Annotated in this window: 12 protein-coding genes; 9 read left to right on the plus strand and 3 right to left on the minus strand. The window is 72.5% G+C overall.

Going from position 1 to position 16,370, the window contains the following annotated elements; translation table 11 throughout:
• The first annotated feature begins 131 nt into the window (after positions 1 to 131).
• The 3 genes from cofD (at position 132) to AFM16_RS15850 (ending at position 3,525) form a co-directional block, all read left to right on the plus strand.
• Positions 132 to 1,091 carry a 2-phospho-L-lactate transferase gene (gene cofD / locus AFM16_RS15840; RefSeq protein WP_078633694.1) on the plus strand — a complete coding sequence of 320 codons (960 nt, stop codon included), beginning with the start codon at positions 132 to 134 and terminating at the stop codon, positions 1,089 to 1,091.
• Positions 1,088 to 2,392 carry a coenzyme F420-0:L-glutamate ligase gene (locus tag AFM16_RS15845; protein WP_078633695.1) on the plus strand — a complete coding sequence of 435 codons (1,305 nt, stop codon included), beginning with the start codon at positions 1,088 to 1,090 and terminating at the stop codon, positions 2,390 to 2,392. Before cofD ends, AFM16_RS15845 begins: the two co-directional genes overlap by 4 nt.
• A gap of 116 nt (positions 2,393 to 2,508) precedes the next feature.
• The gene (locus AFM16_RS15850) at positions 2,509 to 3,525 is read left to right on the plus strand and encodes a DNA-3-methyladenine glycosylase family protein (protein WP_078633696.1); all 1,017 of its coding nucleotides are present in this window, start codon (positions 2,509 to 2,511) and stop codon (positions 3,523 to 3,525) included.
• 136 nt (positions 3,526 to 3,661) lie between these two features.
• On the opposite strand, the gene manB is transcribed toward AFM16_RS15850, so the two are convergent.
• Positions 3,662 to 4,744 (minus strand): mannose-1-phosphate guanylyltransferase, encoded by a 1,083-nt coding sequence (manB, locus tag AFM16_RS15855; protein WP_030792855.1) that lies wholly within the window; start codon positions 4,742 to 4,744, stop codon positions 3,662 to 3,664.
• Positions 4,745 to 4,920: 176 nt separating this feature from the next.
• A complete protein-coding gene (locus AFM16_RS15860) occupies positions 4,921 to 6,561 on the minus strand; it encodes a peptidoglycan recognition protein family protein (RefSeq protein ID WP_245177706.1) in 1,641 nt (546 codons plus the stop codon).
• Between the two features lie 161 nt (positions 6,562 to 6,722).
• On the opposite strand from AFM16_RS15860, the gene AFM16_RS15865 reads away from it, so the two are divergent.
• The 4 genes from AFM16_RS15865 (at position 6,723) to AFM16_RS15880 (ending at position 13,094) form a co-directional block, all read left to right on the plus strand.
• Positions 6,723 to 7,481 carry a TIGR03089 family protein gene (locus AFM16_RS15865; RefSeq protein WP_078633697.1) on the plus strand — a complete coding sequence of 253 codons (759 nt, stop codon included), beginning with the start codon at positions 6,723 to 6,725 and terminating at the stop codon, positions 7,479 to 7,481.
• 508 nt (positions 7,482 to 7,989) lie between these two features.
• The gene (locus AFM16_RS15870) at positions 7,990 to 9,210 is read left to right on the plus strand and encodes an LCP family protein (RefSeq protein WP_107419283.1); all 1,221 of its coding nucleotides are present in this window, start codon (positions 7,990 to 7,992) and stop codon (positions 9,208 to 9,210) included.
• Positions 9,211 to 9,478: 268 nt separating this feature from the next.
• Positions 9,479 to 11,287, plus strand: a complete 1,809-nt coding sequence (locus AFM16_RS15875; RefSeq protein ID WP_030792837.1) for an LCP family protein — start codon at positions 9,479 to 9,481, stop codon at positions 11,285 to 11,287.
• A gap of 115 nt (positions 11,288 to 11,402) precedes the next feature.
• The gene (locus AFM16_RS15880) at positions 11,403 to 13,094 is read left to right on the plus strand and encodes an LCP family protein (RefSeq protein WP_078633698.1); all 1,692 of its coding nucleotides are present in this window, start codon (positions 11,403 to 11,405) and stop codon (positions 13,092 to 13,094) included.
• 85 nt (positions 13,095 to 13,179) lie between these two features.
• On the opposite strand, the gene AFM16_RS15885 is transcribed toward AFM16_RS15880, so the two are convergent.
• Positions 13,180 to 14,235, minus strand: a complete 1,056-nt coding sequence (locus AFM16_RS15885; protein WP_030792831.1) for a glycosyltransferase family 2 protein — start codon at positions 14,233 to 14,235, stop codon at positions 13,180 to 13,182.
• A 131-nt stretch (positions 14,236 to 14,366) separates the two neighbouring features.
• On the opposite strand from AFM16_RS15885, the gene AFM16_RS15890 reads away from it, so the two are divergent.
• Complete coding sequence (locus AFM16_RS15890; protein WP_078633699.1) at positions 14,367 to 15,821, plus strand: LCP family protein; 1,455 nt, start codon at positions 14,367 to 14,369, stop codon at positions 15,819 to 15,821.
• A 145-nt stretch (positions 15,822 to 15,966) separates the two neighbouring features.
• Complete coding sequence (locus tag AFM16_RS15895) at positions 15,967 to 16,329, plus strand: four-helix bundle copper-binding protein (RefSeq protein ID WP_030792825.1); 363 nt, start codon at positions 15,967 to 15,969, stop codon at positions 16,327 to 16,329.
• Positions 16,330 to 16,370 lie beyond the last annotated feature (41 nt).

Raw genomic sequence — 16,370 nt, forward strand, 5'->3', positions numbered from 1 at the left:
GGCGGAACGGGACGACGCGCGGCGGCGGAACGGGACAGGGCAACTCGTACGGGTGGCCCCGATGTCCACAGGCCGGCGGTTGTCCACAACCGCCCGGTGCCGGGTCCCGGCCGCCTGCGAGACTGGCTCCCATGCGCATTGTGGTTCTTGCAGGCGGTATCGGTGGTGCCCGGTTCCTGCGCGGTCTGAAGAAGGCCGTGCCGGACGCGGACATCACGGTCATCGGCAACACCGGCGACGACATCCATCTCTTCGGGCTGAAGGTCTGCCCCGACCTCGACACGGTGATGTACACGCTCGGCGGCGGCATCAACGAGGAGCAGGGCTGGGGCCGGGCCGACGAGACCTTCCATCTGAAGGAGGAGCTGGCGGCGTACGGCGTCGGGCCGGAGTGGTTCGGGCTCGGCGACCGGGACTTCGCCACGCACATCGTGCGGACGCAGATGATCGGCGCCGGGTTCCCGCTGAGCGCGGTGACCGAGGCGCTGTGCGACCGGTGGAAGCCGGGGGTGCGGCTGATCCCGATGACCGACGACCGGGTGGAGACCCATGTCGCCGTCAAGGTGGACGGCGAGCGCAAGGCGGTCCACTTCCAGGAGTACTGGGTGCGGCTGCGGGCGTCGGTGCCGGCCGAGGCCGTCGTGCCGGTCGGGGCCGAGCAGTCCAAGCCGGCGCCCGGGGTGCTGGAGGCGATCGCCGCGGCGGACGTCGTGCTGTTCCCGCCGTCCAACCCGGTCGTCTCCGTCGGCACGATCCTCGCCGTGCCCGGTATCCGCGAGGCGATCGCCGGGGCCGGGGTGCCGGTGGTGGGCCTCTCCCCCATCGTCGGGGACGCGCCGGTGCGCGGGATGGCCGACAAGGTGCTCGCCGCGGTGGGCGTGGAGTCGACGGCCGCGGCGGTGGCCGAGCACTACGGCTCGGGGCTGCTGGACGGCTGGCTGGTGGACACCGTGGACGCGGGGTCGGTGGAGCGGATCGAGGCGGCCGGGATCCGCTGCCGGGCCGTACCGCTGATGATGAGCGACATCGAGGCGACCGCGCGGATGGCCCGTGAGGCGCTGGAGCTGGCGGAGGAGGTGCGGGGGGCGTGAGCGAGGAGAGCGGCTACCGGGTCTGGGCCGTCGCCGGACTGCCCGAGGTGCAGCGCGGCGACGACCTCGCCAAGCTGATCGCCACCGCCGAGCCGGGGCTGCGCGACGGGGACGTCCTGCTGGTCACGTCGAAGATCGTGTCCAAGGCGGAGGGCCGGATCGTCGCGGCCGGCGACCGGGAGGCGGCAATCGACGCCGAGACCGTGCGGGTCGTGGCCCGCCGCGGTGCGCTGCGGATCGTCGAGAACCGGCAGGGCCTGGTGATGGCGGCGGCCGGCGTCGACGCCTCCAACACCCCTTCCGGGACCGTGCTGTTGCTGCCCGAGGACCCGGACGCGTCGGCCCGGACGATCCGGGACGGTCTGCGGGACGCGCTCGGGGTCGAGGTCGGCGTCGTCGTCACCGACACCTTCGGGCGGCCCTGGCGCGCCGGGCTCACGGACGTGGCGATCGGCGCCGCGGGCGTACGCGTGCTGGACGACCTGCGCGGCGGCACGGACGCGCACGGCAACGCGCTGAGCGCGACGGTCGTGGCGACCGCGGACGAACTCGCGGCGGCCGGGGACCTGGTGAAGGGCAAGGCCGCCGGGCTGCCCGTGGCCGTGGTGCGCGGGCTGCCGGAAGTGGTGGCGGAGGACGACGGGGACGGCGCCCGGGTGATGGTGCGCGGCGCGCGCGACGACATGTTCCGGCTCGGGACGTCGGAGGCGGTGCGGCTGGCCGTGACCCAGCGGCGGACCGTGCGGGCCTTCACCGACGAACCGGTCGACCCGGGGGCGGTACGGCGGGCGGTGGCCGCGGCCGTGACGGCACCCGCCCCGCACCACACCACGCCGTGGCGGTTCGTGCTGCTGGAGTCGGAGGAGTCGCGCGTGCGGCTGCTGGACGCGATGCGGGACGCGTGGATCGCGGATCTGCGGCGGGACGGCAAGTCGGAGGAGTCGATCGCGAAGCGGGTGCGGCGCGGGGACGTCCTGCGCAACGCGCCGTATCTGGTGGTGCCGTGTCTCGTCATGGACGGCTCGCACCACTACGGCGACCCGCGGCGGGACGGGGCCGAGCGGGAGATGTTCGTCGTCGCGGCCGGGGCCGGCGTGCAGAACTTCCTGGTCGCGCTGGCCGGGGAGCGGCTGGGCTCGGCATGGGTGTCGTCGACGATGTTCTGCCGGGACGTGGTCCGGGAGGTGCTGGGGCTGCCGGAGGGCTGGGACCCGATGGGCGCGGTGGCCGTCGGACATCCGGCGGAGGAGCCGCGGGCCCGGCCGGAGCGGGACGCGGGGGCGTTCATCGAGGTGCGGTGAGACCGGGACCGGCCGCGGGGTGAGGCGGGAGGCGGGTTTCGGCCTACCCTCGTAGGGCCCCTCCCGGACGCGGCGGGGGTCCCGACTTCCCCTCCCGAACTTCCAGGACCTCATCCGTGGCAGGACGATTCGCTCCCCGGCCCACCCGTACGACCGTGCGCGGCGGCCATGTCCCCGTGCCGCCCGCCGGGGTGCCGCGGCCGGCGCGCGCGGAGGCCGGGCGGGTGCGGACCTGGGTGTCCGCCGGGCCGGTCGATCTGGGGCTGGTGCTGGGGCCGTTGCGGCGGGGGCCCGGGGATCCGACGTTCCGGGCGATGCCGGACGGGTCGGTGTGGCGGGCGAGTCTCACGCCGTCGGGGCCGGGGACGCTGCGGGTGTCGGTGGTGCCGGGCGGCGGGGCCGTACGCGGTGAGGCGTGGGGGCCGGGCGGCGAGTGGCTGCTCGACGGGATGCCGGATCTGCTCGGCGCCTCGGACGAGCCGGAGGCGTTCGCGCCGCGGCACCGGGTGGTGGCGCTGGCCCGGCACCGGCGTCCCGGGCTGCGGCTGACGCGGACCGGGCTGGTGCTGGAGTCGCTGATCCCGTCGGTCCTGGAGCAGAAGGTCACGACGGACGAGGCGTACCGGGCGTGGCGGCTGCTGGTGCGGAAGTTCGGCGAGCCGGCGCCGGGGCCCGCGGCGGGCGGGAGGCTGTGGGTGATGCCGGCGCCCCGGACCTGGGCGCTGATCCCGTCGTGGGAGTGGCATCGGGCGGGGGTCGACGACAAGCGGGCGTCGACGATCCTGCGGGCTGTGCGGGTCGCGGCGCGGATGGAGGAGGCGTCGGGGATGGAGGCCGGGGCGGCACAGACCCGGCTGGAGCTGGTGCCGGGCATCGGGCCGTGGACCTCGGCGGAGACGGTGCAGCGCAGCCACGGCGCGGCGGACGCGGTGACCGTGGGCGATCTTCATCTGCCGGGGATCGTCGGCTGGGCGCTGGCCGGGAACCGGTCGGCGGACGACGCGGAGATGCTGGAGTTGCTGGAGCCGTACGCCGGGCAGCGGCATCGGGCGGCCCGGCTGATCCTGCTGAGCGGGCGGGTGCCGGAGCGGCGGGCGCCGCGGATGACGCGCGGGGACATCGGGAAGCTGTGAGGGGCCTGGCCCCTGCCCAGAGGGGCCTGGCCCCTGTCCGCTCCCCCGCCGTCGGAGGCATCGCACGCACCGGACGCCGGTCAGGCCCCCTTGCGGGAACCTGCCGGCGTCCGTGACGCTTCCGTGCCCGGAAGGGCTACTGGTCCGAGGAGAAGCGGACCGCGCCCGCCGGGATCTGGGCGTCGCACCAGATCCGGGCACCCTCGCGCAGCTCGTTGTCGGGCCCGATGATCGCGCCGTCGCCGATGACCGTCCCGGTGAGGACGGAGCGTTCGCCGACGCGGGCGCGGGTGCCGATGAGCGAGTCGGTGATGACCGCGCCGGGCTCGATGACCGCGCCCGGCAGGATCGTCGAGCCGAAGACCCGCGCGCCCTCCGCCACGAAGGCGCCCTCGCCGACCACCGTGCCGCCGGTGAGCTTGGCGTCCTCCGCGACCATCGCCGTGGGCAGGATCAGCCGGTCGCCGCAGCGGCCGGGGATCGCCGGGGACGGGGCCCGGCCGAGGACCAGGTCCGCCGAGCCGCGCACGAAGGCCGCCGGGGTGCCGAGGTCCAGCCAGTAGGTGGAGTCCACCATGCCCTGGAGGTGGGCCCCGGCGGCCAGCAGGTCGGGGAACGTCTCCCGTTCCACCGAGACCGGGCGGCCCGCCGGGATGGTGTCGATGACCGACCGGCGGAACACATAGGCGCCCGCGTTGATCTGGTCGGTGACGATCTCCTCGGGGGTCTGCGGCTTCTCCAGGAAGGCCAGGACCCTGCCCGTCTCGTCGGTGGGGACCAGGCCGTAGGCCCGGGGGTCCGTCACCTGGGTGAGATGCAGTGAGACGTCCGCCCCCGTCGTCTCGTGCGTCGCCACCAGGCGTCTGATGTCCAGGCCCGTGAGGATGTCACCGTTGAAGACCAGCACCGGGTCGTCCGGGCCGGAGTGCAGCCGGGACGCCACGTTGCGGATGGCGCCGCCGGTGCCGAGGGGTTCGTCCTCCGTGACGTACTCGATGTGGAGTCCGAGCGACGAGCCGTCGCCGAAATGCGGTTCGAAGACCTCGGCCAGATAGCTCGTCGCGAGGACGATGTGGTCCACCCCCGCCGCCTTGGCCCGCGCCAGCTGGTGGGTCAGGAACGGCACGCCGGCCGCCCTGACCATGGGCTTGGGCGTGTGCACCGTGAGCGGGCGCAGTCGGGTGCCCTTGCCGCCGACCAGGAGGATCGCTTCTGTCACCTTCGTCTCTGCTTCCTGCCGGGACCGGCCGAACTGTCTTTCGGCCGGCCAGTGTATGCAGACCGTGTGTGGCGCGTTCGAGGCCGTGCGGTGTTCCGTCCCAGTCCCAGGAGACTGTCCCCCCACGACGGCTGATGAATGTGCCCCCCGCTGAGCGATCTCCCCGGCCGCGGCTTTCAGCGGCCCTGGTACGTGGCCGCCGTGTTACGGGCCGAGCCGAGCTTGCCGTAGAGCTGCCGCCCTGGGCATTCCGTGGCGAATCCGTCCCGGTGACCGGAGATCACGTTCAGTCGTACGTTCTTTCCCTTTGGGTAGAGATTGCCACCTCCGGACTTCAGATATGTCTTTCCTTTTGGATTACCCCCGAAGAGACCCAGCTTCCATGCCGTCAGACTGGCCACCGCCTTCACGGTGGCGGAGCTGGGCTTGGTGGAGGTGAACGTGCCGAGAACGGCGATTCCCATGCTGTTGGTGTTGAAGCCGAGGGTGTGCGCGCCGAGGACCGCCTTGGCCACGCCGCCGGCCCGGCCCTCGTAGATGGTTCCGCACTTGTCGACGACGAAGTTGTAGCCGATGTCCCGCCAGCCCAGGCTCTTGACGTGGTAGCGGTAGATACTGCGAATGACGGAGGGCGCCTGCGAGCACTTGTACGAGTTGCCGGTCGCCGAGTGGTGGACGAACGCCGCTTTCACGGTGCTGGTGTAGCGGAATCCGGACTCGCGGAGCTTCTCGTCGGCGCCCCAGCCGTGACGGGTGACGATGCGCGGGCGCGGGCCGATGTACGGCTTCGCCCGCTGAGCCTTCGTCAGTTCGCCGCCGCGCAGGGCGAGCAGCTCGCTGCGGGTCCCGGCCGCGTCGAGCGCGGAGATCTCCGAGGCGCCGAGGGGCGCGAGAGCGGCGTTGGCGGCGGAGGCCGCGACGGACGGGGAGACGGCGGAGGCGGCGGTGCGGGGGGTTCCGGCGCCGATGGATCTGGCGCTGTGGGCGGACGGGGCGGTGCGGGTGGTCGCGGGGTCGGTGGTCAGGACGGTTCCGTCGGAGAGGGCGGCGGCCGACAGGAAGTCGGCCGTGCGTCCCAAGGGGGCGTCGGCGCCGTGGCGGGCGCCGGTCGCGGTGTCGGGAGTGTCGGGGAACACGGCGTCAGGAACGGCTGTGTCGGGTACGGCCGTGTCGGGAACGGCGGTGTCGGGAACGGCTTCGGCCGTCTTCGAGCGGGCCGCGGACGTCGTCGTGTCTCCCGGGTCGACGAGTTCCAGGCGCAGGCCGGCCGGGAGGGGAGCGGGGGCGGCGGGCGTACGGGTGCCGCGGACGGTGCCCTCCGCACGGTGGGAGGCGTCGGGGCGGACGCGGACCTCGACGCCGTCGGAGTCGCCGACCCACAAGGGGGCGGTGGCGCCCCGGGGGTGACCGGAGGCGCGTTCGGCGCTGTCGGGGTCGGCGCCGTGGTCGGCGTAGTGGGTCTCGACGTCCTGCCAGCCGGACCAGGCGCCGGTGCCGGTCTTGCGGGTGCGGACCTGGACGGTGCCGTCGAGGTCGGTGTCCGGGTCGTCCCAGACGACGCCGAGGAGGGAGAAGGGGCGGACGTCCCGGCGGGGCACACCCTGTTCGGCGGCGCCGGCGGCACGGTCGCGGGTCAGTGGGGTGAGGGGCAGCGACTGGGTGCTGCCCGAGAGGTCGGGGGCATCGGGGGCGACGACGGGCGCCACCTCCGCACTCGGCGCCGTTGGCGCCGGCGCCGCGGAGGCGGGCGGCGTCAGGGGGAGGGCGAGAGCCGCCGCACACGTGACGCCGATCGAGGAAGTGAGCAATCCACGCATGCCAACGATCCTGGACATACCCATACATATCTGTCCATCGGTGAGTTGACGGGCTGTCGGGAGCGTTCCGCCGAACCGGTGGTGCGCCGGGCGGGGGCGTTCGGCCGAACCGGTGGCCGTGCGGTACGGGTGCCGGTCGTGCGGCGCGTACGCTTGCGCGGGTGAACGCCACCGATCGCACCCCTGCCGACCTGCTGCGTTCCGCGCTCGCCGCGGATCCCTCGCGTCCCCTGGTGACCTTCTACGACGACGCCACGGGCGAGCGGGTCGAATTGTCCGTGGCCACCTTCGCCAACTGGGTGGCCAAGACCTCGAACCTCCTCCAGGACGGGATGTCGGTGGAACCCGGCGACCGGATCGCCCTGCTGCTGCCCGCGCACTGGCAGACGGCGGTGTGGCTGCTGGCGTGCGCCTCGGTGGGTGCGGTGGCGGACGTGGGCGGGGATCCGGGGCGCGCCGACCATGTGGTGGCCGGGCCCGGGCACTTCGAGGCGGGGCTCGCCTGCGGCGGGGACCGGTACGCGCTGTCCCTCGCGCCGCTCGGCCGACGGTTCGTGCCGTCGCCGCCGGAGGGGTACGCCGACTACGCCGTGGAGGTCCCGACGTACGGCGACCGTTTCGCGCCGTACGCACCCGTCGATCCCGAGGCGGCCGCGCTGGTGGTGGCGGGGGCCGAGTACAGCGGCGCGGAGGTGGTGGAGCGCGCCCGCGCCGAGGCGTCGGGCCTCGGCCTGACGGGCCCCGGCTCCCGACTCCTGTCGGCCCTCCCGTACGACACCTGGGAGGGCCTGAGCGCCGGCCTGTACGGCCCCCTGGCGAGCGACGGCTCGGTGGTCCTGTGCCGAAACCTGGACCAGGCGACCGAGGACACCCTCACCCGCAGAATCGACAGCGAACGCATCACAGCGACGGCCCGCTGACGCCGGCGCCTGCCCTACCTCGCCCACCTGCCCCAGGTCGCCTTCCTTCGGAAGCACCCGCGGGTGGCGAGCGCTCGCGGAGGACCCGACGGGACGCTCTCGCCGACCGGGCGGGACGCTCCGGGCCCCCAGGCCGCGGTCCAGCCGCCGGTGCCCCACGCCGGACGACCGGCAGGACCTCACGCAGCCGACGCCCCTGGGGCGCGGGGGACGGAGGGCCGACGGGGATCCCGCTCCGGACCGCCGGGGGGGTGCGTCCAGCCGAGCCCCCACCGCCCCACCAGCCGTCCCCACACAACGCCGACCCGCCCGCCCAGGGGAACGGGCACCTCCCCTCGGCAGGGGCCCGGCAGGCCCTGGCAGAGTTCCCACTCCCCCACTCACGCCGTCACCCGTTCGGCCCACCCCCGCCCGCACCCCACCCCCCGAGCCGCCATGGTCGTAGGAGGAGCAGCGCGGCCCGTTCGTACCGCTGGACGTGGGAGGGGTGTTTCCAGGCGTGGGCGAGATCGACAGTTCGGGGCGGCCTCTCGGGCCCGGGGTGGGGGCCTCTGCCGACGGGCGTGGGCTGGCGCGGCGGCGTCGGCGGCGGTGGGTGCGGTACGGGGCCGGGGTGGCCGCGGTGCTCGTGGTGGGGGCCGGGGTCGCCGGGTGGGCGCTGTACGCGAAGCTCGACGGGAACATCACGGCCGACGAGGCCGCCGCCGCGGAGCTGGAGCGGTACGCCGGGGAGCGGCCGACCTCATTGGTGAAGGACGCGCAGAACATCCTGCTGATCGGGTCCGACTCGCGCGCGGGCGAGGACAACGCGAAGTACGGCCGGGACTCGGGCACCGAGCGGTCGGACACCGTGATCCTGCTGCACCTGGCCGCCGGGCGGCACAGCGCGACGGCCGTCTCCATACCCCGGGACCTGATGGTGGACGTGCCGGCCTGTCTGAAGCCGGACGGCACCCGCACCGAGCCCATGTTCGCGATGTTCAACTACGCCTTCGAGACCGGCGGTTCGGCCTGCACGATCCGTACGGTGGAGCAGCTCACCGGGGTGCGGATCGACCATCACATGGTGGTCGACTTCAGCGGCTTCAAGGAGATGGTGGACGCGGTCGACGGCGTCCAGGTGTGTCTGACGGCACCGGTCGTCGACAAGGCGGCGAAGCTGCGGCTGCCCGCGGGGCGGGTGACGCTCGACGGGGAGCAGGCGCTGGCGTACGTGCGGGCGCGCAAGTCGCTGGGCAACGGCAGCGACACCGACCGGATGGACCGGCAGCAGCGCTTCCTCGGGGCGCTCGTCAACAAGGTGCAGAGCAACGACGTCCTGCTGAACCCGGCGAAGCTCTACCCGGTGCTGGACGCGGCCACCTCCTCCCTCACCACGGACCCGGATCTGGCGAGCCTGCGCGGGCTCTACGACCTGGTGCGGGGCCTGCGCGACATTCCCACCGAAGCCGTGCAATTCCTGACCGTTCCGCGGGAGTCGTACGTCTACAACGTCAATCGCGACCAACTGGTGGAGCCCGAGGCGGAGAAACTCTTCGAGCGGCTGCGCACCGACGCACCCGTCGTGGTTTCTCAGGAACTTCCCATGAAAACAATCCCTACGGAGTCGGGCGACCACGGTCCGTACGGGGTCCGCGCGCTCCCACCCGGTGTTTCGCCCGGGATTTCGCCCACTCCCCCCGCCCCCACGTTCCGCGGGAACACCGCCGCCGAGGACGGCTGCGGGTAAAGCGCTTGTCAAGGTGTGCCCGATGGGGAACTCCAGTTCAAAGAAATGCGCCGGATTGCCCGGTTGTAGGGACGTGGAATGTGTCACGGGCGTCGCTCCACGCCGAACCGGCCGGATAGTGTGAGCGATCCGGTGCACCCGGCCGCGAGGTCCGTCCTGGCGCCGTGCACTGAGCGACCTAGTGAAACCGACTGATTGAGCGTGACGACCCGAGCGCCTTTTGAGGGGGAGAGGCGCCGCGTGGCCCCGACGGAGGATTCAGACAACCGTGGACGCGCAAGGCCGTGGGCGGGCGGACGACATCGACCCCGCAGACCAGTGGGTGCTCAACCCGAGAACCGGCGAATACGAACTGCGACTGACTCCTTCCGCTCCGCAATCGGCGGTCCCCGGACCCCGTAGGGTCACCTCCCGCGCGGGAGCAGCGGGAGCACCGGGAGCACCGGCCGGCGGTCCGCCGCCGGGCGCGGCACGGGGCCGTACGGCGGCACCCGACCGGGAGTCGGACACGGACGCCGACGACTACGACGACGCACCGGGCCGGGTCCCGGCACCGCGCCGCCGCCGCGGTGTGCCGGAGGAGCCGCCGAACCGGCGCGGCCGCCGCCCGGTGAAGAGGAAGTCGCGGGCGAAGAAGATCCTGCTGTGGACCGGCGGGACGATGGCCTTCGTGCTGGTGGGCACGGCCGGCGCGGCCTACCTCTATCTCCAGCACCTCAACGACAACATCACGTCCGTCTCCGACGACGGCGCGAGCACCGGCGGCTTCAGCTCGGACAAGGCGATCAACATCCTGCTGATCGGCACCGACAAGCGCACGGGCTCCGGCAACAAGGGCTACGGCGACGCCAACAGCGTCGGCCACGCGGACACCACGATCCTGCTGCACGTCTCCAAGGACCGGACGAACGCGACCGCGCTGAGCATCCCGCGCGACCTGATCGTGGACATCCCGGACTGCCCGACCACGCAGGCGGACGGCAGCACCAAGGTGATCAAGGGCACCCAGGGTGTCCGGTTCAACACCAGCCTCGGCCAGGAGGAGCGCACACCGAGCTGCACCGTGCGCACGGTCACCGAGCTGACCGGGATCCAGGCCGACAATTTCATGGTGGCCGACTTCAACGCGGTCAAGACGCTGACCTCGGCGGTCGGCGGCGTGGAGGTCTGTCTGGGCAAGGACATCGACGACCCGGACTCCCATCTGAAGCTGTCCAAGGGCACGCACACCATCGAGGGCGAGGAGGCGCTGGCCTTCGTGCGCACCCGGCACTCGGTGGGCTTCGGCGGCGACCTGAGCCGTATCGAGATCCAGCAGCAGTTCCTCAGCGCGCTGATGCGCAAGCTGAAGTCGAACGACACGCTCTCCAGCCCCACCAAGATGATCAAGCTGGCGGAGGCGGGCACCAAGGCGCTCACCGTCGACTCCCAGCTGGACAGCATCGACAAGCTCAAGGACCTCGGTCTGGAGCTGGGCAAGCTCAACATCAAGAACCTGACCTTCACCACGGTGCCGGTGGTCGACAACCCGGCGGAGAAGGTCAAGGCCACCGTCGTCCTGAACGAGTCGACGGCACCCACCGTCTTCCAGATGATCAAGGACGATGTGTCCTTCACCGAGGTGAAGCAGAAGGCCAAGGCGTCCAAGGACGCGGCGGCGGCCGCGGCCGCGGCCCGGCTGAAGGGGACCAAGTCCGCCGCCTCGGAGGTCCGGGTGCAGGTGATGAACGGCGGCGCCCCGGCCGGCAGCGCGCAGGAGACCCTCAACTGGCTCCAGATCGACGAGGGCGTCACCAAGTCCGAGAACGCGGGCAACGCGCCCAAGGCGCTCAGCAGGACGACGCTGGAGTACGACCCCGAGCAGGCGGACCAGGCCCGCAGGCTGGCCGAGATCATGGGCCTGCCGGGGACCGCGCTGAAGCCGGGCGAGAGCGTCGAGAACGCGCAGGGCCTGCCGACGATGACCCTGACCCTGGGCAAGGACTTCAAGGGCGCCGGTGTGCCGCTGACGGCGGCGACGAAGGTGCCGGACTCGGTCCAGAAGTCCACGGCGGACAAGGTGCAGTGCGCCAAGTAGGCGCCGATCGGTGAAAGCCGGGTAGGCGAACAGGGGTAACCCTTCGGGCCCGTCGTGCGTCTGACTGGACGCGGGACGGGCCCGTGTCAGGCGTTCGGCGGGGAGGGGCAGGGGCATGGCGGGGAGAAGCGGGGTGCGCGCGGAGGTACCGGCGGTCGAGGACGCGGAGACGGCGTTCCCGGCACCGCGGGACGGCGACGCGTCGCAGAGCGAGCACGGCGGCAAGGGCAGCGGCGGCGGCGACCAGGACGGCACCGGCGACGGCGACAGCGGCGGGGGCGGCCGCCGTCCCGCGGACCGCAGACGCCGTCGTCGACGCGCGTTGCGCTGGTCGGCGTCCGTGCTGGCGCTGGTCATACTCGGGACGGCCGGCGCCGGATACCTCTACTACCGTCATCTCAACGCCAACATCAAGAGCGCCGACCTCAACCTCGGCGACGCCAAGGACCGCGCGGCGCAGACCCGGGCCAACTCGGCCGGGCAGACCGCGCTGAACATCCTGCTGATCGGCTCGGACGCCCGGGACTCCACCGAGAACCAGAAGCTCGGCGGCGCCCGGGACACCTTCGACGGGCCGCCGCTCGCCGACGTCCAGATGCTGCTGCACGTCTCCGCGGACCGCACCAACATGTCCGTGGTGAGCATGCCGCGCGACACCCTGCTCTCCATCCCCAAGTGCACCGACCCCGAGTCCGGGAAGGTGTACGGGGCGAGCGACCGTGCCATGACGAACGAGTCCCTGGGCCGCGGGGGCCCCGGCTGCACGGTCGCCACCTGGGAGAAGCTCACCGACATCCACATCGACCACTTCATGATGATCGACTTCGCCGGTGTGGTGTCGATGGCGGACGCCATCGGCGGCGTCCCGGTGTGCGTGGACGCCAACGTCCACTCGCACACCAGCACCGGCAAGGGCTCCGGTCTGAAGCTGGAGGAGGGCACCACCGCCGTCAAGGGCGAGCAGGCCCTCCAGTGGCTGCGCACCCGCTACGGCTTCGAGGACGACACCGACCTCGCGCGGGCCAAGGCCCAGCACATGTACATGAACTCGATGGTCCGTCAGCTCCGCTCGGAGGCGAAGCTGACCAAGCCGAACTCGCTGCGCAAGCTCGCCGAGGCGGCCACGAAGGCGATCACCGTGGACGACGGGCTGGGCAGCATCACCAAGATGTACGACCTGGCCACCGAGCTGCAGAAGGTGCCCACCGAGCGCATCACCATGACGACGATGCCCAACCGGTACGACACCTACGACACCGGCCGGGTGGTGCCCACCGAGGACGCCGACAAGCTGTTCCGGCTGGTGCGCGAGGACATCGCGCTGGACGGCAAGGACAAGAAGAAGCCCACCGCGAGCCCCGCGCCGACGGTCACCGACGTGGCCGCGGACGACGGGAAGATCGCCGTGCAGGTCCACAACGGCACCCGTACCGACACCCTCGCCCCGGCCGGCGGCCGCGCGACGGCGGTCACCGAGCTGCTCCAGGAGAAGGGGCTCACGGGGGCCCTCGCGGACACCTCCGCGGCCACCTCCGAGGAGACCACGGTGATCCGCTACCCGAGCGCCGACCTCCAGGCCGACGCGCTGCGGGTCGCCACCGTCCTCGGCATCCCGGCGGACCAGGTGAAGAAGTCCACCGACGTCTCCGGCGTCACCCTCTTCGTGGGCGCCGACTGGCGCTCCGGCGACACGTACAAGGCGCCGGAGAAGAAGGAGGAGGACGACACCACGCCCGAGTCGGCGCAGGCGATGAACGGCGCCGACGAGAGCCAGTGCATGCACGTGGACCCGGCCTACAGCTGGTAGACCGTACAGCTGGTGGACCGGGTACGGCGGGCCCGCGCGGGCCTCAGTTCGTCGGGAAGCCTTCGTCTCCTCGGGAACGCCTTCGTCAGAGGGCGTTCTCGGAGGAGCCGAGGACCGCCGGGCGCCGCGAGGCGATGACCTTCCGCGCCAGCGACCTGGGGCTGGTGAGGAAGCCGAACCCCCACGACATGTGCATGGTGGCCAGCGCGACGGGGATCTGGAGCCGCGCCTTGAGCGGCAGCCCCTTGCCGGCCGGCACCGACCCGGCGGCGATCGCCGCGAGATAGCCGCCGGGGACGACGAAACCGAGCGGGGTGAGCGCCGCGCCCACCACGATCCCGGCCGCTATCAGGCACACCGCGGTGGGCGGCGCCAGGTAGCGCAGGTTGATCGAGCCCTCGTGGTAGCGGGCGACGACGTGCCGCCAGCGCCCGTAGTCCTTGTACTGCTTGGCGAGCGCCTTCACGCTGGGCCGCGGCCGGTACGACACCTTCAGCTCGGGCGAGAACCAGATCAGCCCGCCGGCCTCGCGGATCCGGAAGTTCAGCTCCCAGTCCTGGGCACGGATGAACTCCTCGTTGTAGCCGCCCTGCTGCTCCAGCGCCGCGCGCCGGAACACCCCGAGGTAGACCGTCTCGGCGGGCCCGGCCTGGCCGCCGGTGTGGAAGGCGGCGTTGCCGACCCCGATCTTCGAGGTCATCGCGGCGGCCACCGCGTGCTCCCAGTCGTTCTCACCCTCGGCGTGCATGATGCCGCCGACGTTCTGCGCGCCGGTCTCCTCCAGGAGCCGTACGGCGGTGGTGATGTAGTCGGGCGAGAGCATCCCGTGCCCGTCGACGCGGACGACGACCGGATGGCGGGACGCCTTGATCGCGGCGTTGAGGGCGGCGGGGGTGCGGCCGGTCGGATTGGGGACCGTGTGCACACGCTTGTTCTCGCTCGACGCGGTCTCGGCGACGAGCTGGGCCGCGATCTCGTCCGTACGGTCCGTGGACGGACCGAGGGCGATCACGACCTCCATCTCGCCGGCGTACTCCTGCGCGAGGATCGCTTGGACGGCTCCGCGCAGATGCCGCTCCTCGTTGAGGACGGGCATGATGACGGACACGGCGGGGAGCTGCACGTCGGACTTGGCGTTCATAGGGGGCTCACGTTACCGCGAACGGGGGACACCGGTGCGCCCCGCCGGGTGCGCTGCCCCGGGCGACAGATCGTACGGGCCTACGGTACTCACGGCTCCCCCCGCCCAGGCCGTCGCCCGGAGGTGTCCCCATGCCCGCCACACCGCCGCCCCGGTCCCGGCGCCGTCCGCCGCGCCCCCCGGTGCGCCCCGTCCGCAGACGCCGGCCCCGCTGGGCCATGCGGGCGGCGACCACGCTGTCCGTCGTCGTCCTCGCCTCGGCCGGCATCGGCCACTCGGTGGTCACCAGCCTCGACGCGGACATCGCCCGGGTGGACCCCTTCAAGGACATGAAGAACCGTCCGCGCGCGGGTCACGGCATGAACGTGCTGCTGGTCGGCACCGACGGCCGCGACAAGATCGACGACACGGAGCGGCGCCGCTTCCGGCTCGGCGGGGCGCCCTGCAACTGCACCGACACGATCATGATCGTGCACATCTCGGAGGACCGGGAGCGGGCGAGCGTGGTCAGCCTGCCGCGCGACTCCTACGCCGAGACGCCCCCGCACACCGACCAGGTCACCGGCAAGGAGCACCGCGGTCACCCGATCAAGCTGAACGCCGCCTACGCGGAGGGCGGCCCGCAGCTCACCGTGCGCACCGTGGAGAGCATGACGCACGTGAAGATCGACCACTATCTGGAGGTCGACTTCGCGAGCTTCATGAAGACGGTGGACGTCGTCGGCGGCGTGAAGATCTGCACCGCCCAGCCGCTGAAGGACACGTACACGGGCCTCGACCTGGCGCCCGGCACCCACACCCTGCGGGGCGGGGCGGCGCTCCAGTACGTGCGCTCCCGGCACGCCGACGCCTCCTCGGACCTGGGCCGGATGAAGCGCCAGCAGCGCTTCCTGGCGTCGCTGGTGGCGCAGGCCACCTCGTCCGGGATCCTGCTGAACCCGCTGAAGTTCCGGGACGTGACCCGGGCGGTGCTGGGCTCGGTGCGGGCCGACCGCGGCTTCGGCACGGACGAGCTGCTGGACCTGGGGCGGGCGATGCGGACGTTCTCGCCGTCGTCCTCCGAGTTCACGACCGTGCCCATCGGCCGGATGGGCTTCATGGTCGACGGCATCGGCTCGACGCTGAAGTGGGACCCCGAGAAGTCGGAACGGCTCTTCCGGGCCCTGCGCGACGACAAGCCGCTGGCGTCGGCGCCGCGGGAGCGCAGCGCGCCGGTGGTGCGGGTGGCCGTGCCCCCGCAGCAGATCAACGTGCAGGTGGAGAACGGCACCTCGGTGAAGGGGCTCGGACAGCGCGTCGACACCGCCCTGGCGGCGACGGGCTTCCGCACCACCCGCCGCCCCGTCGACGCCGCCGACCGGACCGTACGGCGCACGGTCGTCGCCTACGACCCCCGCTGGGACCGCTCGGCGCGCTCCCTGGCCGCCGCGCTGCCCGGCGCCGAACTGAAGGCCGTCCCCGGACTCGGCCCCACGCTGAAGGTGATCGCCGGCACGGAGTTCCACGAGGTCCGCCCGGTGCGCGGCCCGGAGCCGGTGGGCAAGGAGTCCGAGGTGGTGCGCGGCAACGAGGTGGGCTGTCCCTAGGCGGCTGCCCCTGGGCGGCTGTCCCTGGGCGCGGTGCCCGGTTCCGGGCCGTCGGATGGCGGGCGGGGGCGTGCGGGCGTAGGACGGAAGGGCAGGCAGGGCCCGGGGCCCGCCCGGGCCGGCCTCTCACCCCGCAGGAGGAGCCATGACCCAGTCCGGATCCATGACGACCATGACCCAGGAGATGCAGGACGCCGTCCAGGCGTGCATGGCGTGCCACGGCGTGTGCGAGGAGACCATGAGCGCCTGCATGAACATGGGCGGCCAGGCCCAGATGCAGATCATGCGCGCGCTCATGGACTGCTCCGAGACGACCCGGATGTGCGCCGACATGATGATGCGGCGCTCGCCGCTCGCCGCCGAGATGTGCGCGATGTGCGCCACGGCCTGTGACATGTGCGCCGAGGCGTGTATGTCCATGCCGGACGATCCCCAGATGATGCGCTGCGCCGACTCCTGTCGCCGCTGCGCCGAGATGTGCCGCGCGATGGCGGGCGCCACGATGTGACACCGCCCCGCAACCGCTCGGGGGCGCCCCCGCGGGTGCCC

Source organism: Streptomyces antibioticus (assembly GCF_002019855.1).
In the GTDB taxonomy this organism is placed as follows: Bacteria; Actinomycetota; Actinomycetes; order Streptomycetales; family Streptomycetaceae; genus Streptomyces; species Streptomyces antibioticus_B.